The organism is Microcoleus sp. N9_A2, from assembly GCF_036701775.1.
Classification (GTDB): Bacteria; Cyanobacteriota; Cyanobacteriia; order Cyanobacteriales; family Microcoleaceae; genus Microcoleus.
On record NZ_JAUBRH010000017.1, the window covers coordinates 24,919 to 42,262 of the forward strand.

General features: G+C 44.1%; 14 protein-coding genes and 2 pseudogenes. 10 read left to right on the plus strand and 6 right to left on the minus strand.

Annotated features, from left to right (window positions below; genetic code table 11):
* Nucleotides 1-6 precede the first annotated feature (6 nt).
* A complete protein-coding gene (locus QUA44_RS13095) occupies nt 7-378 on the minus strand; it encodes a HAMP domain-containing sensor histidine kinase (protein WP_333251698.1) in 372 nt (123 codons plus the stop codon).
* An 82-nt stretch (nt 379-460) separates the two neighbouring features.
* Between QUA44_RS13095 and QUA44_RS13100 the strand changes: the two are divergent.
* The 8 genes and pseudogenes from QUA44_RS13100 (at nt 461) to QUA44_RS13135 (ending at nt 10,114) form a co-directional block, all read left to right on the plus strand.
* A pseudogene (locus tag QUA44_RS13100) lies at nt 461-1,599 on the plus strand (ISAs1 family transposase).
* Between the two features lie 420 nt (nt 1,600-2,019).
* Entirely contained in the window at nt 2,020-3,162 is a 1,143-nt protein-coding gene (locus QUA44_RS13105) for a GTP-binding protein (protein ID WP_333251699.1), read from the plus strand.
* Between the two features lie 552 nt (nt 3,163-3,714).
* On the plus strand, nt 3,715-4,617 hold the full coding sequence (locus QUA44_RS13110) for a hypothetical protein (RefSeq protein WP_333251700.1): 903 nt from the start codon (nt 3,715-3,717) through the stop codon (nt 4,615-4,617).
* Between the two features lie 29 nt (nt 4,618-4,646).
* Nucleotides 4,647-8,156 carry a tetratricopeptide repeat protein gene (locus tag QUA44_RS13115; protein WP_333251701.1) on the plus strand — a complete coding sequence of 1,170 codons (3,510 nt, stop codon included), beginning with the start codon at nt 4,647-4,649 and terminating at the stop codon, nt 8,154-8,156.
* Between the two features lie 499 nt (nt 8,157-8,655).
* The gene (locus tag QUA44_RS13120) at nt 8,656-8,880 is read left to right on the plus strand and encodes a hypothetical protein (RefSeq protein ID WP_333251702.1); all 225 of its coding nucleotides are present in this window, start codon (nt 8,656-8,658) and stop codon (nt 8,878-8,880) included.
* The gene (locus QUA44_RS13125; protein ID WP_333309713.1) at nt 8,873-9,220 is read left to right on the plus strand and encodes a transposase; all 348 of its coding nucleotides are present in this window, start codon (nt 8,873-8,875) and stop codon (nt 9,218-9,220) included. Before QUA44_RS13120 ends, QUA44_RS13125 begins: the two co-directional genes overlap by 8 nt.
* Nucleotides 9,221-9,366: 146 nt before the next feature.
* A pseudogene (locus tag QUA44_RS13130) lies at nt 9,367-9,891 on the plus strand (ISKra4 family transposase); the annotation flags it as partial.
* A gap of 19 nt (nt 9,892-9,910) precedes the next feature.
* Nucleotides 9,911-10,114 (plus strand): DNA cytosine methyltransferase, encoded by a 204-nt coding sequence (locus tag QUA44_RS13135; RefSeq protein WP_333251759.1) that lies wholly within the window; start codon nt 9,911-9,913, stop codon nt 10,112-10,114.
* A gap of 59 nt (nt 10,115-10,173) precedes the next feature.
* Here QUA44_RS13135 and QUA44_RS13140 read toward each other — a convergent pair whose 3' ends face one another.
* Nucleotides 10,174-11,421 (minus strand): hypothetical protein, encoded by a 1,248-nt coding sequence (locus tag QUA44_RS13140; RefSeq protein WP_333251703.1) that lies wholly within the window; start codon nt 11,419-11,421, stop codon nt 10,174-10,176.
* Between the two features lie 582 nt (nt 11,422-12,003).
* Between QUA44_RS13140 and QUA44_RS13145 the strand changes: the two genes are divergently transcribed.
* Both QUA44_RS13145 and QUA44_RS13150 read left to right on the plus strand, forming a co-directional pair.
* Entirely contained in the window at nt 12,004-12,912 is a 909-nt protein-coding gene (locus QUA44_RS13145) for a tetratricopeptide repeat protein (protein WP_333251704.1), read from the plus strand.
* 257 nt (nt 12,913-13,169) lie between these two features.
* On the plus strand, nt 13,170-14,060 hold the full coding sequence (locus QUA44_RS13150; protein WP_333251705.1) for a Uma2 family endonuclease: 891 nt from the start codon (nt 13,170-13,172) through the stop codon (nt 14,058-14,060).
* 37 nt (nt 14,061-14,097) lie between these two features.
* On the opposite strand, the gene QUA44_RS13155 is transcribed toward QUA44_RS13150, so the two are convergent.
* The 4 genes from QUA44_RS13155 to QUA44_RS13170 all read right to left on the minus strand — a co-directional run bounded on the left by QUA44_RS13155 (nt 14,098) and on the right by QUA44_RS13170 (nt 17,333).
* Nucleotides 14,098-14,379, minus strand: a complete 282-nt coding sequence (locus QUA44_RS13155) for a type II toxin-antitoxin system mRNA interferase toxin, RelE/StbE family (protein WP_333251706.1) — start codon at nt 14,377-14,379, stop codon at nt 14,098-14,100.
* Nucleotides 14,379-14,603 carry a hypothetical protein gene (locus tag QUA44_RS13160; protein WP_333251707.1) on the minus strand — a complete coding sequence of 75 codons (225 nt, stop codon included), beginning with the start codon at nt 14,601-14,603 and terminating at the stop codon, nt 14,379-14,381. Before QUA44_RS13160 ends, QUA44_RS13155 begins: the two co-directional genes overlap by 1 nt.
* A gap of 172 nt (nt 14,604-14,775) precedes the next feature.
* Entirely contained in the window at nt 14,776-15,348 is a 573-nt protein-coding gene (locus QUA44_RS13165) for a hypothetical protein (RefSeq protein ID WP_333251708.1), read from the minus strand.
* 257 nt (nt 15,349-15,605) lie between these two features.
* On the minus strand, nt 15,606-17,333 hold the full coding sequence (locus QUA44_RS13170) for a succinate dehydrogenase/fumarate reductase flavoprotein subunit (protein WP_333251709.1): 1,728 nt from the start codon (nt 17,331-17,333) through the stop codon (nt 15,606-15,608).
* Nucleotides 17,334-17,344: the final 11 nt, after the last annotated feature.

Here is a 17,344-nt window from a genome sequence, read left to right on the forward strand (position 1 = left end):
GATTTGTTATGCTGCGTCAACGCAGATCGTGGCCTGAATGTCTTTTACAGCGAGATCCTTCACCGGAATTGAAATCACAAATTCTGTACCTTGACCTAAAGTTGAGTTGACTTCTAGAGTTCCAGAGTGTTTCTGGACTACGATTTGACGGGCGATCGCCAATCCTAGGCCTGTTCCTTGCCCCACACCTTTGGTGGTAAACAGATGCTCAAAGATTTTTGGCTTCACCGCATCCGTAATGCCAATCCCATTATCCTGAATTCGGATCACTGCCTGAGATTCCGACAATTGCGTCTTGACAGTAATCTGGTTGGGGTTAGCTTTGATCTGAGCAAAACTGCGTCCTTGATTTGATTCCTCAAGGCAGGGCGAACGCATCTAAAATTTAGATTAGTATAATATGGTATATTGGAGAATAATTATTGAGTGCCTACAAAACATTTAAGCAGAGTTATTTTTTATGAAACTCAAGCCTAAAATCACCATTGCCGACCATTTTGCCGACTGAGAAGATCCGAGGGTTGAGCGGACGAAACGCCATCAATTAATTGATATTATTACTATCTCAATTTGTGCCGTGATTTGTGGTGCTGACACATGGGTGGATATCGAGAGTTACGGCCGCTCTAAATACGAATGGTTAAAGAAGATTTTAGAATTACCGAATGGCATACTATCACATGACACAATTGCGCGAGTATTTTCTCGTCTCAAACCGGAGCAATTTCAGAAATGTTTTTTGAATTGGATTCAATCTATTAGTTGCTTTAATCCAGGAGAGATAATCGCAATTGATGGGAAAAGTCTTCGCCATTATTACGATCGGGGAGGAGCCAAAAAAGCGATTCATATGGTCAGTGCTTGGGCCACCAGTCAAAGATTAGTTTTAGGACAAGTTAAAGTCGATAAAAAATCCACTTAAATCACAACAATTCCGGCTTTACTAAAAGTGTTAGAATTGAACGAAAGCATTGTCACGATTGATGCGATGGGCTGTCAGAGGTCAATTGTGAAGTCAATTGTCGAACAGGGAGGAGACTACGTGATCACGTTAAAAAATAACCAGCCATCTCTGTATGCAAGAGTAGAAGAGTTGTTTAAACAAGCAATGAGAAACAAATATTATGGCTTTACACATACAGCTTATTCGACCAAGAAAGAGAGTAATCATGGTCGCTTAGAAATCCGACATCACTTAATGTTAAGTAATATAAAAGAGTTAGTTTGCCCCGAGAATAAATGGAAGAATCTTCAGAGTATAGGGATGATAGAATCCGTGCGAATAGTGAAGGAAAAAACAACCATTGAAACTCGCTATTACATTAGTAGTTTACCAAACAATGCTCAAAAATTTGGTGAATCCGTCCGCAGTCATTGGGGGGTCAAAAATTCTTTGCATTGGGTATTAGATGTAGGTTTTCGTGAAGATGTCGGATCAGAAAAGACAATGCTCCGCCAAATTTTGCCATTCTTAGACACATCTCCCTCAATTTTTTGAATCAAGAAAAAACTTCAAAAACTGGAGCCAAAAATCAGCGACTTCGAGCCGGGTGGGATGATGACTATTTGACTAAAATTCTCGCTTTTTCAGTTAACTAAATTCTTGTAAACAACTCATTACTAACTATTATACAACTTTCAAACAGTGGTTGTAAGCTTTTTATTGTCTCAAAAATGGCAGCAAGTAAAAATCATCATTAATCAGTTCCTCTTTTCTCTTAAAAGTCATTACAAAGTGTGTCTATAGCTTCTAACAATGGTGAATTTATCTTAAAATATACTCACCACCGATGAACAGTGTTCAATAAGATGCGTTCCCCCTGGGTTTACCTGGAAACACGTTGCAGACCAACTCCTAGAGGTACTTTTACCAACAATTCGCTCGCAAAATTAAACAGGGTGCGATCGAATTGTTGGCAACTTCCGATAATTAGCGCTTGTAACGCGCTGTTCGGAATTCATATAAGATACAATAAGAACAACAAGTTTAAGCTTCAGACCTTATTTGACAGTCAAGCTATGCAATCTACAACTCAGTCCGAGACAGAACTGGCGATGGACGCTCCCAAACACGGATTGCCCGTTACAATCATTACAGGATTTCTCGGCAGTGGCAAAACAACCCTGCTCAACCATATCCTGACCAACCAGCAAGGTTTGAAAACAGCAGTTTTAGTCAATGAATTTGGCGAAATCGGCATCGACAACGAACTGATTGTCACCACCGACGACAACATGGTTGAGCTGAACAACGGCTGCATCTGCTGCACAATTAACGAAGATTTGGTTAATGCAGTTTACAAAGTTCTGGAACGTCAAGAAAATCTCGATTATCTAGTCGTCGAAACAACCGGACTCGCCGACCCGCTGCCAGTAGCAATGACTTTTTTAGGCACAGAACTGCGCGACCTGACTCGTCTCGATTCGATAGTGACAGTAGTAGACGCAGCGAACTACAGCTTAGATTTGTTCAACTCTCAAGCAGCTTACAGTCAAATAGCTTACGGTGATATAATTATCCTCAACAAAACAGATTTGGTTGAAGAAGCAGATTTAGATTTGTTGGAAGTTAAGATTCGCGATGTCAAAGAAGGTGCTCGAATTTTGCGAACAGTAAAATCGCAAGTTCCCCTACCGCTCATCCTCAGTATAGGATTGTTTGAGTCGGACAAATATTTCCAATCTGAGGAAACTCCTAGCAGTCACGAACATCACGACCACGAACATCACGACCACCACGAACATCACGACCACGAACATCACGACCATCACAACCATCACGGTCACGACCACTCCGACCATCACAACCATCACGGTCACGACCACTCCGACCATTTAGAAAATGACGGATTTACCTCAATTTCTTTCCAAAGCGACAAGCCATTTTCTCTGAGAAAATTTCAATATTTCTTAGACAAACAACTGCCAACAAATGTGTTTCGTGCGAAAGGGATTATGTGGTTTGAAGAAAGTCCCAAACGGCATATTTTTCACTTGAGCGGGAAGCGATTTTCGATGGATGATGACGAGTGGAAAGGCGATCGCAAAAACCAGCTTGTTCTCATTGGTCAGGGTTTGGATACCGAGACTTTGCGATCGCAAATCGAAAACTGTCTCTGTATGCCTGCACCCAATCGCGGCAAAGGTTTTGGGAAAAACTAAAGCTTGAATATTCGGAAATTGTACAGAAACCTGGTTTTTGGCTAAATATTGCATTCAGCCATTTAATACTGGGAAAAACCCGGTTTCTTTGAGATACAGGGATTGTGCCGAAACCAGATTTTTGCACAATCCCTGTATATTTGCATTTAATACTGGTGAAAAACTCGGTTTCTTTAGTAGACATCTTGCAAAAATACCTAGGACGGGCGAGACGCCCATCCCACACAAAAAAAATTGTGGGATGGGCGTCCCGCCCGTCTAAAAAATTGATTGAAAAGACTGAGGCAAGAGGTCTAATATTGATGTGTAATACCAAATCCAAGTTAACTACCATTTTTATGATTCGGCGGTTTCAACCGCTTATATATACAATTTTTTTTAAGCCTGAGTAGTTACGCAATAATAACAAGCGATTGGATGAATTCATAAATCCTGAAATCGTTTCCCAGAGGCGATTTCATGTGTTAGGATTTGAGCGCCACAAGTACAAAACAGGATGTGAGATTAGGTCAAAACTCTTAAAATCACGGAATGTAATGGGGAAGAATTTAAATGAAAGTAGTTGGTATTCATGGAATCGCCCAAGACTTTTTAGGCAGTCCACAGCTTGAAAATGCTTGGTTGCCTGCACTACAAGGAAGCCTAGAATTGATCGAACAGCCCCGCTTGACACGATCGGAATTTGGGATGGTTTTTTATGGCGACTTATTTCGCCCATCGGGAATGCGTTCTGCGGGAGTCCCCAAGTTGACAGCGCGGGATGTTGAAACGGAATGGGAAGAAGCCTTACTCGTTGAGTGGTGGCGTGCAGCGGCAGAGTTATCGATCGCGAATCGTAGCGCTGGCGACCCATTAGGCGAAGATCCCAGCATTCAAGAACCGGAGTTTCAAGGTCGGGGACGAACTCCCGAGATTGTGCAGCGTGCATTAAGGCAGTTGTCTAAGTCACGCTTCTTCCGAAATTTGGGCCCGGAAAAAACATTAATTTTTGCCTTGAAGCAAGTTGGTTTATTTCTCCACGATTCGGATACAAAAAAAGCAGTGTTGGAACGGGTAGAAGCCAAAGTTTCGCCAACAGAGACAAAAGTAGTGATCGCCCATTCCTTGGGTTCCGTCGTTGCCTATGAAGCTTTGTGCGCTCATCCAGAATGGAATGTACAGACGCTGGTAACGCTGGGTTCTCCTTTGGGAATCCCTAATTTGATTTTCGATAAACTGACACCTCCCCCGGAGAATCGTAAAGGTGCGTGGCCGAATATCAAGCAATGGTTTAACATTGCTGATAGCGGTGATATTGTGGCACTTCAGAAATCCTTAGCCCCATACTTTGGAGATGGAGACGATCGCAAAATTGTCGATCGGCTTGTTTATAATGGATGGCAGTCTCATTCGGTGGAAAGGTATTTAACAGCAAAGGAAACGGGTGCTGCTGTTGCCACAGGCTTGATAGTTTAACGTGCTGTTCAAAATAATTTCGGCTGACAATGGATAAATCTAAACGGTTTTTGATTGCGATCGGCTCTTCATCGTGTCCTAAAATGGGACTAGCAGACTTAGCTAGAGTCGAGAGTGATGTCGATCGAGTCGTGGATTTGTTTACACGACCACAGCAGGGGTACACCAGAGTTTTATCCGATCAGATTTCGATCGACGCAGAGGCTGAAGACATCAAAAATGCGCTGTCCAAATGGTTTTGCAGTTCGGAAAGAAGTCAGGACGATATCGTTATCCTGTATTATGCCGGACACGCAGCCGACGATGGCAATCGAGGTTCCCACTATCTCTACACATTCAATTCTCGACCCGAGCACTTAAGTGCCAAAGCGATTGAAACTCAACAACTCGTTAAATGCCTATTTGAGGGAAAGAATAACTATCCTGAAAATGTCTTACTGATTCTGGACGTTTGTTATGCAGGCTCAGGTGCGAGTGGGATTATTCAGAGCTTGACTTCTGGATCGAGTACCCGCAAGCCATCGGGATTTTACGTTTTCTGTTCGACAAATTCAGAGACAGAAGCGGGTGATGGGGATTTTGTCGATGCTTTAGTAAGCGTGCTGAATAATTATGATTGGGAGGATGATGACGAATTTTTAGAGCTTTCTAAACTGAGGGATAAGATTAACGAATATTTCCAGTCCAAGAATTCCGCTCAAAAAGCGACGTTGAGCAATATCGATAGCGCAAATCCCCAAACTTTCATCAAAAACCCGAAAGCGCGATCGCCGAGCTCAACTGCTTTAGCACAGTCCAGTTCCGCAAATTTAGGTCGGGAACAAGCCTCAAAACCTCGCCGCCCAGGTTTTTTCGTTTCTCGCCATTCGACCAAACGGTTTCTGGATGATTTTGATAAGGCGATTGAGCAACCCAACTCCGAACCGTTGATGTTTTATGCGTATGGAATTGGGGGAATTGGCAAATCTACCTTACTACATGAGTTAAAAAGTCGGCACCACGGAAACGTGAAATTTCTGGAGGCTGATTTTAACAACAGCCGATTGAGTAAACCCATCGAACTGATGAAACACTTACACCAGCAATTGTTAATTCATCACCCAGAGGCAGATCTCTTCACAGTTCGGTATCAACAGTACGAAGAAACGCTGCAACGCCTGGAAAATGAGCCGGCGGAAGAAACTCAAAAAGTGAGCGCTGAGCAGAGTAGTTTGGTTCGGGAATATATGGGAGTGGCGCGAAGTTCGATCGTCACCGAGGATGAATCCACGTTTCATCCGCTTTCAACAAGAGAGCGCTTCGAGAAACTTTTGAGGCAACATCCAGCTACGCAAGGATCAACACAGGAACAGGTGAGCTTGCGAGATATCATGCTCGATCCACAGCCAAAGCTCACCCAGGCTTTTGCAGAAACCTTGATTCAGTTGTCGCAAGAGATGCCGATCGTATTATGGCTGGATACCTATGAAAAAGCACAGAAAGATTTTAATGAATTTTTGGGTAGTGAATTACTCAAAGATACGCCATTGCAAGGTTTTCCAGTCCGAATTGTGATGGCAGGACGCTACAAGCTGAGTCATGGACGTTATCAGGGGAAGTTTAAAGATAGAGGAGTTCCGCTAATCCAAGAATATTCTCTCGCTAAATTTACCAAACAAGAAACTCAACAATATCTTGAAAATATTGGAGTGACCAATAAAGATCAGGTGAGGCAGATTTGGAGTGCAACTCAAGGATATCCTTACTACTTAAATTTAGTGAAAAAGCAAAAGGAAGATGATGGAAAAATCACCTTGTCTGGCGGACAATCTGGCATGGTGAACTTACTTCTAGATGGGTTGAATGAAACTGAAGAACGAGTGGTTAAATTGGCAGCTCACTGTCGTTGGTTCGATCGACCGTTAATTCGTAATTTGCTACAAAACTTTGAAATATCGGACATTCTAAACAATCACGAAACTGGTAATAGAATCGATAATAAAATCGATTGGTTTAAGTGGCTAACAGAGCGTGATTTTACAATTTCCGACCACCGATATCGGATTGATGATGTTGCCAGAAACGTGATTCGGGAAACACAGCATCAAGAAGACAAACAAGAATTTTGTCGAATCCACAATTGGATAGCCGATTATTTTGAGCAGCTCGCCGATCAAGAAGTATCCCCCGATCGCTCTTCCCTCGAAAAATATGAAAATTCGGAATGGAAGAAGCTGATGATAGAAGTCATTTATCACAGACTATTTGCCAATAGAACTAAAGGGAAATATCAACTGTTAACTTGTTTTTTTGAAGGAGCTTATTATAAGAAACCATTAATTGCAACAAGTGCATTTTTTGCAATTGCCTCAGAAGCAGAACTCAAACAAAATAAACTATTGCCGGGAGATATTAAGAAGTTTCTAGATAGCATAAAGAAAACTATCGTATTTGGGTGGTGCGTCATCGGTATGCCTGAAAAAAACTATAGCATTAGCATTAAGATCCAGGGAGAAGAAGTTTCGAGTCAAGTTAAGTCCCAAATTGAGTCGGGACTAAATGTTTGCTTCCGTGAAATTGATCGTTTAACAGGTTTAGCAAAGTCTGTGGCTCTGATAAGTCAGAGTCTGCGGAGTTATGGCGACGACAGGGGAGCTTTAAGTATTTTGAAAGCTTATGCAGAAATTGAGACACTTAAAATTTTTGATAATACTCATTTGATAGGTGAAATCTTATGTGATTTTGCTGTCGCCTTTGCTTCAAAAAAATTACCCGATCAAGCATTAATTAGTATTAACAGATCTATTGAAATTGAATCACAAAAATCTAATTATCATGTTGTAAAAAGTAATATATTAGATAATTTAGCACGCTATGAAGAAGCTCTGGTTAGTATCAACAAAGCTATTGAAATCGATTCAGAAAATCCTAATTATTACGCTTTCAGTAACAACATATTGCATAAGTTAGGACGCTATAAAGAAGCCCTAGCTAGTATCAACAAAGCTATTGAAATAGATCCAAAAAATTCTAATTATCACTCGATTAACAGTATCTCATTGAGATTGTTGAAACGCTATAACGACGCATTTATTAGTTGTGAAGAAGCTATTAAAATAAATTGTAAAAACTATGAACTTTATAATGAAAAAGGTTTAATTTTAAGCCTAACCGGGGATTATAGCTCCGCGATAGATAGTTGCGATCGCGCAATTCAGTTAGGAGGAAATCAATCTATATTACTCGTTAATAAAGGAATCGTTCTTTCCCGTGCAGGCGAATACTCACAAGCTATGAACTTGTTTGATGGAGTGATTCGCGAAGATCCAGAAAATGAGGAAGGTTACTACGGAAAAGCCTGTTGCTATGCCCGACAAGGTGACACCGAGCGAGCTATTGCTGCGCTTCAACAAGCAATCCAGATCGCTCCGCGCCGTTGTTGTCGGGAAGCTCGATGGAACCCCGACTTTGACTGCTTGCGGAATGACGAGCAGTTTATTTCCTTAGTGGGAGAGAGTCAGAGTCGCGATCGATCTTCAATTGATGTCGATCGCACTTGAGTTCCCAACCGCTCTGGTTTCTTCAGTAGCTCCGCACCCAGCAAGTAGTGTTTGATCTACATATAGCACTTCCGGGTGTTATGAGGTACAATAAGAATAGATTAAAAAAATCCACCAATGAAAGCATATTCAGTAGATTTGCGAAAAAAAATAGTAGCAGCCCATCAAGAGAAGAAGCTGTCAATCAGAAAAACAGCATAAATATTTGCCTGCAGTAAAAGCTTAGTTCAAAAACTTGTCAAGCAACAAAAAATAGAGGGTAATTTACAGCCTAAACCCAGGGGGAAACCCAGATTCAGTCATTTGAATAATGCGTCAAAAGAATTAAGACAAATAGTGGCAGCACATCCCGATGCAACTTTGGTAGAATTGCGTGAGTTATTCGCCCAAAATACAGGAAATTGGGTAGGCAGAACAGCCATCTGTAGCGCTTTACAGAAGTTGGGATTAAATCGAAAAAAAAACAGTCAGTCCTAGCCAAGCAGGCACAGAAAGAGTCATGAAGTTAAGGTTAGAGTATTGGGAAAAAGTCAAGGATATCGACCCAAAAAATCTAGTATTTTTAGATGAGACTGGAGTATTGCTAAGTTTAACCAGAACTCATGCACGTTCCCAAGGAGGAACTAGAGCCTATGCGGTTAAACCTTTTTACCGAGGGAAAAAAGTCATAGTAATTGGTGCAATTAGTATCTCTTCGAGTAGTGGCACTCATGACAATGGATAACTCAATGGATGGCAAAGCATTTGAGGTATTTATCGAAAAATGTTTAGTGCCACAATTGTGGTCGGGAGAAGTAGTAGTGATGGATAATTTACCCGCACATAAAGTAGATTCAATTACATCAATGATTGAATCTGTGGGTGCTTCTATTTTATGTTGGTCCCCATACTCTCCTGATTTTAATCCCATTGAATTATGGTGGTCGCAACTTAAATCTTTATTGCGACAGTGTTCGCTAACCACCACTAAAATGGTTGACACCATAATTGCTGTGGCTCTTGATTTAATTAATCCGAAACATCTCAAAAACTGGTTTACTAATTGCTGCTACTGTACCTCATAACATCCGGAAGTGCTTTCAGTTGACAGTTGACGGTTGACAGTTGACAGTTGATAGCGACCTCTACTTGGAAGGAAGAGGGTTGGAGTAATGAATAGTCTTCTTTTAATTTCTCCCTAGAAGGGAGAGGCTTTAAACCATTTTTTTTTGGTAATGTTTATTCTGGAGCATTTTTTCAAAATAATCAAGATTTAATTGATTGGACTAATAGCCAAAACTTACTACACCCTATGTATTGCCTAGGAGATGGCCAGGCCGGAGTTTGGAACATATTTAAAGAAATTGGAGACAATGAACAAAGACAAGAAATCTTAGATTGGTATCATCTGAAAGAAAATCTCTACAAGGTAGGGGGTTCAATAAAACGATTCAAATCATCAGAAACTATGTTGTGGCAAGGCAAAGTTGATGAAGTTATAAATTTATTTAAAAACTTTAAAGATCAAGCATTTAAAACGTTGTGCAATTATTTAGAGACCCATCGGTGCCGAATAGTCAATTACCAATACTACAAAGAAGAATCCATAAGTTCGATAGGTTCGGGAACAGTTGAATCAACAATTAAACGCATTGGATTAAGGGTAAAAATATCGGGAGCCTGGTGGAATATTGAGAACGTTTCCTCTATCCTTGCTCTTCGCTGTGCCTATCTCAACGGTCAACTTTCAATTTGATGTATTTGCCTTCATTGAGATGCACCATCGTGCAATCTCTCTAAGAGAGGCCGCTATCCTTCAGACTTTTCCCGAAAACTACCGCTTTCTAGCTCCTGGCGAGCGTGTCTGTTTCAGCAAACTGGGTCATTTAATCGGAAACGCTGTTCCTGTCAAAATTTGCGAGGTGCTAGCGCAGAGCCTACTCGCTCATGTACAGAAGTACAATAAGCCGCTCAAGTAAAAATGCAAGATTAAAAGTTTTTTTAACCTTTAATCTTGCATTTTTACTTTAACTATTTTTTATTCCTCGATCGGCTTAGGCTTCTTAACCGGCTTAGGAAGAGGTTCCTTCGGGACAGGCGGTGGTGCTGCTACTGCGGACTTGATGGTAGGACGCCCTACAGGAGCAGCGTCACCGCTGGGCCTAGGAGTAAACGGACGCTTCCCTCCTCCTTTGAAGCCACCGGGCGGCTTGCTGCCTGGGGGGAATTTCCGCTTTTTAATCGGCAGGGCACCAATATTATTAGCCTGCTCAATCATCAGACTGTCAGCTTTCAATTTGACGTGGAAATCCCAAAAAAACCCGATCGCTTTTGTTGCTAAATCTCCCTTGAGTTTCAGCTTAAAAAACTTCATCTTGTCGTCATTCTTGCGGGGAGCTTGCTTGATTTTGACGATGACATACTTTTCTTGGTCTTGGGATTGATAAATCACCTCACCTCTAATCGAAAAATAGCCATCTTCAACATCAGGTTCCGAGGGCGGCAAAGATGCGGTCGATGCTTCATCGCTAGTCTCAATCTCCGCTGCTTCCTGATTTTCCTCATCAGAGGACGGTTCGGGAGGTTTCTTGAGCGTTTCCGGCTCCCAAACTCCCATAATCTGGGCGTGCAAGTTGCCGTCTTCTTGCCTCGTGCGGGGATAGACCACCCACAAGTGTTCTTGTTCCAGCTCCAGGTGATTTTTGACTAAACTCATGACTCTACCCAGCAAAACTGCGTCGATGGCAGTTCCGTCGGCAGCTATCAGCATACCCCGGGTGAATTGCTCTTCTGATGGCGTGTAGCGGCCCCGCACCAAACCAACAGCTCGGTACTGTCTGGGTTCGCTGGGGGGGGGGATGGGATGTTGGCGCATGACGGAGGGTATGTCCTCAGCGGCCTGACTTTCGTTAGCGGCAGGGTCGGCGTTTGCCGGCGGTGCGACTGCTAGGGCTGGAGTATCGCTGACAGGTGTCGAAGACGCTGTAGGCGCCGGGGGTGCAGGAGCATTGCTGGGCTGGTCTTGTGGCTTTGTTTTGTCCTTGTCGAGGGCAGAACTGTAGCGTGGTCGTTGCAGCCTATCCTTGGACGCTGGGGCGTCTGTTGGCGTTGGCGGTTGATTTTGGTCAACATCTGCAGCCAACGCCGAAGGTACCGGACTTTCGTCTGGTGTCTCAGGAATGGAATCTGTATCTTTAGGCGGATTGACAGCCTGTTCGCTGGGCTGAGCCTTGCGAGTTGAAGTAGATTTGGACGATTTGGAAGACGGGTTGGGAGAGGGGTTCATAAAAACTCCTTGCAGCGGAGACACATCCCTTAAGGGAAATTAGGAATAAACTGAAGAAACTGCTTTAAAAACTACTAGCACCTGACAGGCGGGCTTGCGCCCGGAGGTCTGGTTGTGACCCGTCAACGCCAACTTTCAACGCTAGGAGTGCCGATCGGTTCGCTGGCTGCTAAAATCCTTGCGAGCAAGGACTTTGGCAGTTGCTGACCGATCGATCGCCGATCGCGCTGAGCTGGAGTTGCTGGCTAATAGCATTTAGGATATTCAGCTTGCCTATTTTACTTAATCCAATTACCTAACGGCCTGATCCGCCATATTTTCGGTAATTTTTAGCTTGACCAGACTAAATTGGACAGACACCGCAGTCCTTGGGGCTGCGGGTCTGAGTGTCCAAAATTGTTTAGCTAGCATGGAGTTGTGGGTCTGTTACCATATTAGCTGCAAGTAAAAGGCTGCTTTGTCCGTTCGGACTTTGAACTTAAAAACCTTTACGGTTGCACCGATCGAGCTAAATGGCAGATGCTCCCGGGCAATGCCTTAATTCTTAGAAAATAGTACATTTTAAGCTGGGATAGTTGAATTATGGAAAAAGCAAACAAGCGTCGTGGGTTGATTACTGTGGTGGTGGTGCTGTCGCTCATCGCTTTTTTGGGATTTTCTCTTGTGCCAATTTTAAACAGTATTCTCCAGGCCAGCCAAGCGCAAAGTCAGTCAACTCCAACACCTACTCAGACGGCGCAGTCTGGGGAGAAGCAATCAGAGTTGCTGCAAGCTCAGGCGAGGGGGTACGAATTGGTTTTGCAGCGGGAACCTGACAACGTAACGGCTTTGCGGGGATTGTTGCAGGTGCGGCTGGAGTTGATCGGGCAAGGAGTGGGCGACATTAAGGATGCGATCGCTCCTTTGGAAAAGTTGGCTTCGCTGAATCCTGAGACTACTGAATACGGGATTTTGCTGGCTCAGGCTAAGGAACGCACGGGCGATCGCGAAGGGGCAGCTCAAGCTTACAGGTCAATTTTAGCGTCTAAGCCAGGGGAAATTCAGGCTTTGCAGGGGTTGGTGAATTTGCTGCTGGTGCAGCAGCGGCCCGAAGCTGCGATCGGACTGTTGCAAGATACGCTGAAGGCGGCTCCGGCTGCCAATCTGGCGAAACCGGAAAGTGTGGATGTAACTTCGGTGCAGTTGATTTTGGGACAGGTTTATGCTGTGCAGAAGCGGTTTGATGAGGCGATCGCCATTTACGACGAATCTGCTAAGGCTAATCCCAAAGATTTTCGCCCGACTTTAGGAAAGGCGATCGTGCTGAAGGAACAGGGCAAAACAGATGAGTCAAAAACGCTGTTCGATCGAGCTACTGAGTTAGCTCCTCCTAACTATAAAGACCAAATAAATCAGTTAGCTAGTGACACTCCTTCGCCTTCTCCTGCGGCTACGACGACTCCCGAACCGGCGACTTCACCAAGTCCAGAAGGTGCGCTACCGAAACCTTAAGGAAAGTTTTAAGTGAAAGAGTTTTGAGTTGTCAGTGAAAGAGTTTGAAGTTAAAAACTTAATCGTTTAAAATCAAAACTATTCGCTTTCTTCTTCATTACGCAGGACTTAGGAAAAGAAACCCGGTTTCTACGATAAATCTTGGTTGAACGACGACAGATACATGAAGAAACCGGGTTTCTAAGCCCTCGGGCGGCTCGTCCAGTTACCGATTACCAATTACTAATTACCAATTAGGTAAGACCTCGGAGGGAATTATGACCCAAAGCGTTGACCGCGTTGTTCTACCTCCTGCTTTTCCAGACCACACTCAATTACCAGACTCCGACGGTACTTTTGTGAAAAATTTTCAGGAGCATCCGCAAAGTTTAATTTTAACAGATTCGATCGGGCAAATTTTGCAGCAGCGGCATCCAGACGGACAATATGCGATCGGTCAAGACTGCGGCATTTACTGGCGAGAAACCGAGCCGCCGGAAAAAGGTGCAGAAGCTCCTGATTGGTTTTATGTTCCGAATGTACCTCCTAATATTGACGGTCAAATTCGTCGTTCCTACGTGCTGTGGCGGGAACACATAGCACCGTTAATTGCTTTGGAATTTGCGAGCGGGAACGGGGATGAAGAGCGCAACCGTACTCCTTTATCGCGCACTGATGAAGGGGTAATAACAAAACCTGGCAAGTTTTGGGCCTACGAGCGGGTGATGCGAATTCCCTATTACGGCATCTATGAAATTAACAGCGGGCAATTAGAAGTTTATCGGTTGATTGACGGGTATTATCAACTGTTAGAACTTAACGATCGGGGTCATTTTCCTATTGCACCTTTAGGCGTAGAATTGGGACTTTGGCAAGGCAATTATCAAAATCAAACGATGCTGTGGCTGCGCTGGTGGGACGAGGAAGGTAATTTGCTGTTGATTGGCGATGAAAGAGCCGAATTGGAGAGATTGCGGGGGGAACAACAGCGGGAAAGAGCCGAGAGTGCAGAACAAGCCAGACAGCAAGCAGAACAGGCGCGACAATCTGAATTTCAAGCAAGAAGGGATGCAATTCCCCGGTTGTTGGGAATGGGTTTGAGTGCCCCACAGGTGGCGGAGGCGTTGGGTTTATCGGTGGAGGAAGTGACGGAGAATGCTGGAGAGTGAGATAGTGAGAGAGAATTGGGGAAAAGGGCGATCGGGCTTAATAGACTTCATCATGAGAACCCATTTTGAGCAATAAAATCGCTTCCTCTTCATTTTCTGGATCGATCGCAAACTCAAATAAAATCCGATAATCATAATCTATTGAACACGACCAGATACCCGATAAATCTCCTGTCAGTTTGTGAGTTCGCAAGCTGGCATTAAAGCAGTCTTCAGACAAAAGTTCAAGCGTAGCTTCAATTAAAAGGCGAAGCTGAGGATTTTTACGAACTAACTTTTTGAAAGTACGAATAGATTTGGGAGTCCAACCAATTTTCATCAATCATCCAACTCCGCCATAAAATCGGCTACCGACCCAAATTTAGCATTGCCCTCAGCATACTCTTGACGAACTTCTGCTACTTCCTTCAGTAATTCATTTCGTCGCTGTTGTCGCAGACGATTCTGAAGAATATCTAGAAGCATGGCTTGATCTTCTAATGATAAAACTTCTACAGCTTCAAGAGCTTGTTGGAATTGAGATGTCTGTGTCGTTTTACTCATGTGTTGTTTCTAGCTACTTAGAATCACGATATTTTTTAGGGTTTTAGGAAGATTTATCTTCTACTAGCATTTTTTACTTGTTTGGAATCATACCCGATAAAAGCAGTATAACACTGCGAAAATTCCAGTCATCTTCCAGAGTTGAATAAACAGCAAACTCAGTAGATTGTGTTCAGTCTTCTGACCACCAGATAGGTTGTCCATCGTGTTGATAGGAATAATCTTCTGGCGGCGGATCTCCGTCCCAAGGAGGTGCTTGCGTGTAGTAGTCGCGACCGTCTAGCTGTCGATCCGTCCAATTAATGTACGTTTTAGGAATTACATCTCCCCTGCGATCGCAAACGTCACCAGATCCGAGAGACTCCCCTTGTTCATCCAATACCTCAAATAACTGACAACTGTTATCCCAGCTATCGTGACAGTGCCCCTGAAACGCAAATAAAAAAGCATCTCGACTTTCAACAGGAACCTTAAGCAGATAAATATCACTGATACTATGTCTGGAATACCAGAGATGACGTTCAAAAGTATCAAGAATATTTTTGGGTGAATTCTGAGGTGGTCTGACTATCTCTGGAGGCAGAAGAGTCATATTTTTCCAGTTCCATGTCAGCCTTACATAACCGATTCTATGCTGGGGCATGAATTTTCCAAAGTTGTCGTTTACCTCCAAAAGCTCTACTAATTCTTTTTCACAAACTTCCCTTACGGTGTTTTTTCTGATGTCAGCATTTTCTCTATTCACTTGCTTGCCTCTGCTATTGGTTGCAATTTTTATTTCAGATATGACTTACGCATGGAGCCCAGAAACCAGTTTTTTTACAAAAATACTTCATTGCAGCCCGGAGATTCGGTAAAAAACCCGGTTTCTTTTGTCCGAGTGCGTAAGTCTTGTCGGAAAAACGTTCGACTTTGACACCTAGCAAAATATGGTTGAGCATATTTCTGTTTTGCGAACCTGTACTTGCCTATTAGTAAGGTACGTACTGCCCACCCTACAAATCAATACTTTCTCTCCTGCGGCTCAAACATCGTAATCGCCACCGGCATATAAGCCAAATCAATCCCCGCAGGTGAATAATAGGCCAGCGTATGCTTCAAAAACTTCTCATCATCGCGCTGAGTAAAATCTTCCCGCGAATGAGCTCCCCGACTTTCCTGCCGGTTCAAAGCAGAAGTTAAAATCATTTTCCCGACAACGATTAAACTCCGCAATTCCAAAGCTTCCACAATTTCCGTGTTCCACAACTTGCCTTTATCGTCTAAGTAAACCTCCTCATATTGTCGCTCTAAATCCTCCAATTTTTGTAAACCTTCCTGCATCAATTCGGCGCTGCGAAATACTCCGCAATACTCAGTCATAGTATCTTGATACTGCTGCCGGATTTGATTGATGCGGTATTTTCCTGGACGTTCTAAAAGTGCCTGAATTTGCTCTTTTGCTTCCGTAATATAACGCTGTTCATCTACGGCAGGCAACTTGCGATTTTGTACGAATTGTGCTATGGTTGCGCCAGTAAGTTTGCCGTAAACGACGCATTCTAAAAGCGAATTGCTGCCCAAACGGTTGGCGCCGTGAACTGACACGCAAGCTGCTTCGCCGGCTGCAAAGAAACCGTCTACCAAACTGTCAGCACTGCTGCGAACTTGCCCGTCGATATTAGTTGGAATTCCGCCCATTGAATAGTGAGCTGTCGGGCGGACGGGCATCGGTTGGTTGACAGAATCAATTCCTAATAAGCGGTGGGCTTCTTCCCAAGCAAAAGGTATTTTGCTCATGATTTTTTCGCGTCCCATGTGCCGCAAATCGAGGTAAATAAAGGGGCCGCCTGCACTTCCATCGAGATTAATTCCTCGGCCTGCGCGAATTTCTAGGGAAATCGATCGCGATGTAATGTCCCTGGGCGCTAATTCCATCCGCGACGGGGCATAATTGGCCATAAATCGATCGCCCTCGGAATTAATCAGATAAGCACCTTCGCCCCGCACGGCCTCGGAAATCAACACTCCCACCGGATACAAACCCGTCGGGTGAAACTGCACAAATTCCATATCTTCCAGCGGCAATCCAGCCATCGCCGCCATCGCCAAACCGTCACCAGTGGAGGCGTAATCGTTCGAGGTGGTGTTGTAAACCCGACCGTAACCCCCCGTAGCAAACATCACCGCCTTCGCGCGCACGACGGCAATTTCGCCGTCTATCAGGTTGAACATAACCACGCCCTTGGCTTGGCCTGCTTCCAAAATCAGGCGCGTGACATACCACTCTTGATAGATGTGAACTCCGCAGCGGCGCAGATTGTTGACCAATTCGTGGAGGATAGCGTGACCGGTTTTGTCGGCGGCGTAGCAGGTGCGGCGGTGGGAATGTCCGCCGAAAGCGCGCTGGGCAATTCTGCCGTCTTCTAGGCGGGAAAAGAGGACTCCCATGTGTTCTAAATCGATGACTACACCTGGTGCTTCGCGGGTGAGGATTTCTACCGCGTCTTGGTCGGCTAAATAGTCGGAACCTTTTACTGTGTCAAAGGCGTGGGCTTTCCAACTATCTTCGGGATCGACATTTTGCAGGCTGGATGCCATGCCGCCTTGGGCTGCGACGGAGTGCGATCGAATCGGGTGAGTTTTGGCAACAACTGCTACCTTGAGACTGGGGTCAGTCCGGGCAATTTCTACAGCGGCGCGGCAACCTGCTAAACCGCCGCCTACAATGATTACGTCGTGTTCCAGCATTGTTTGAGTAA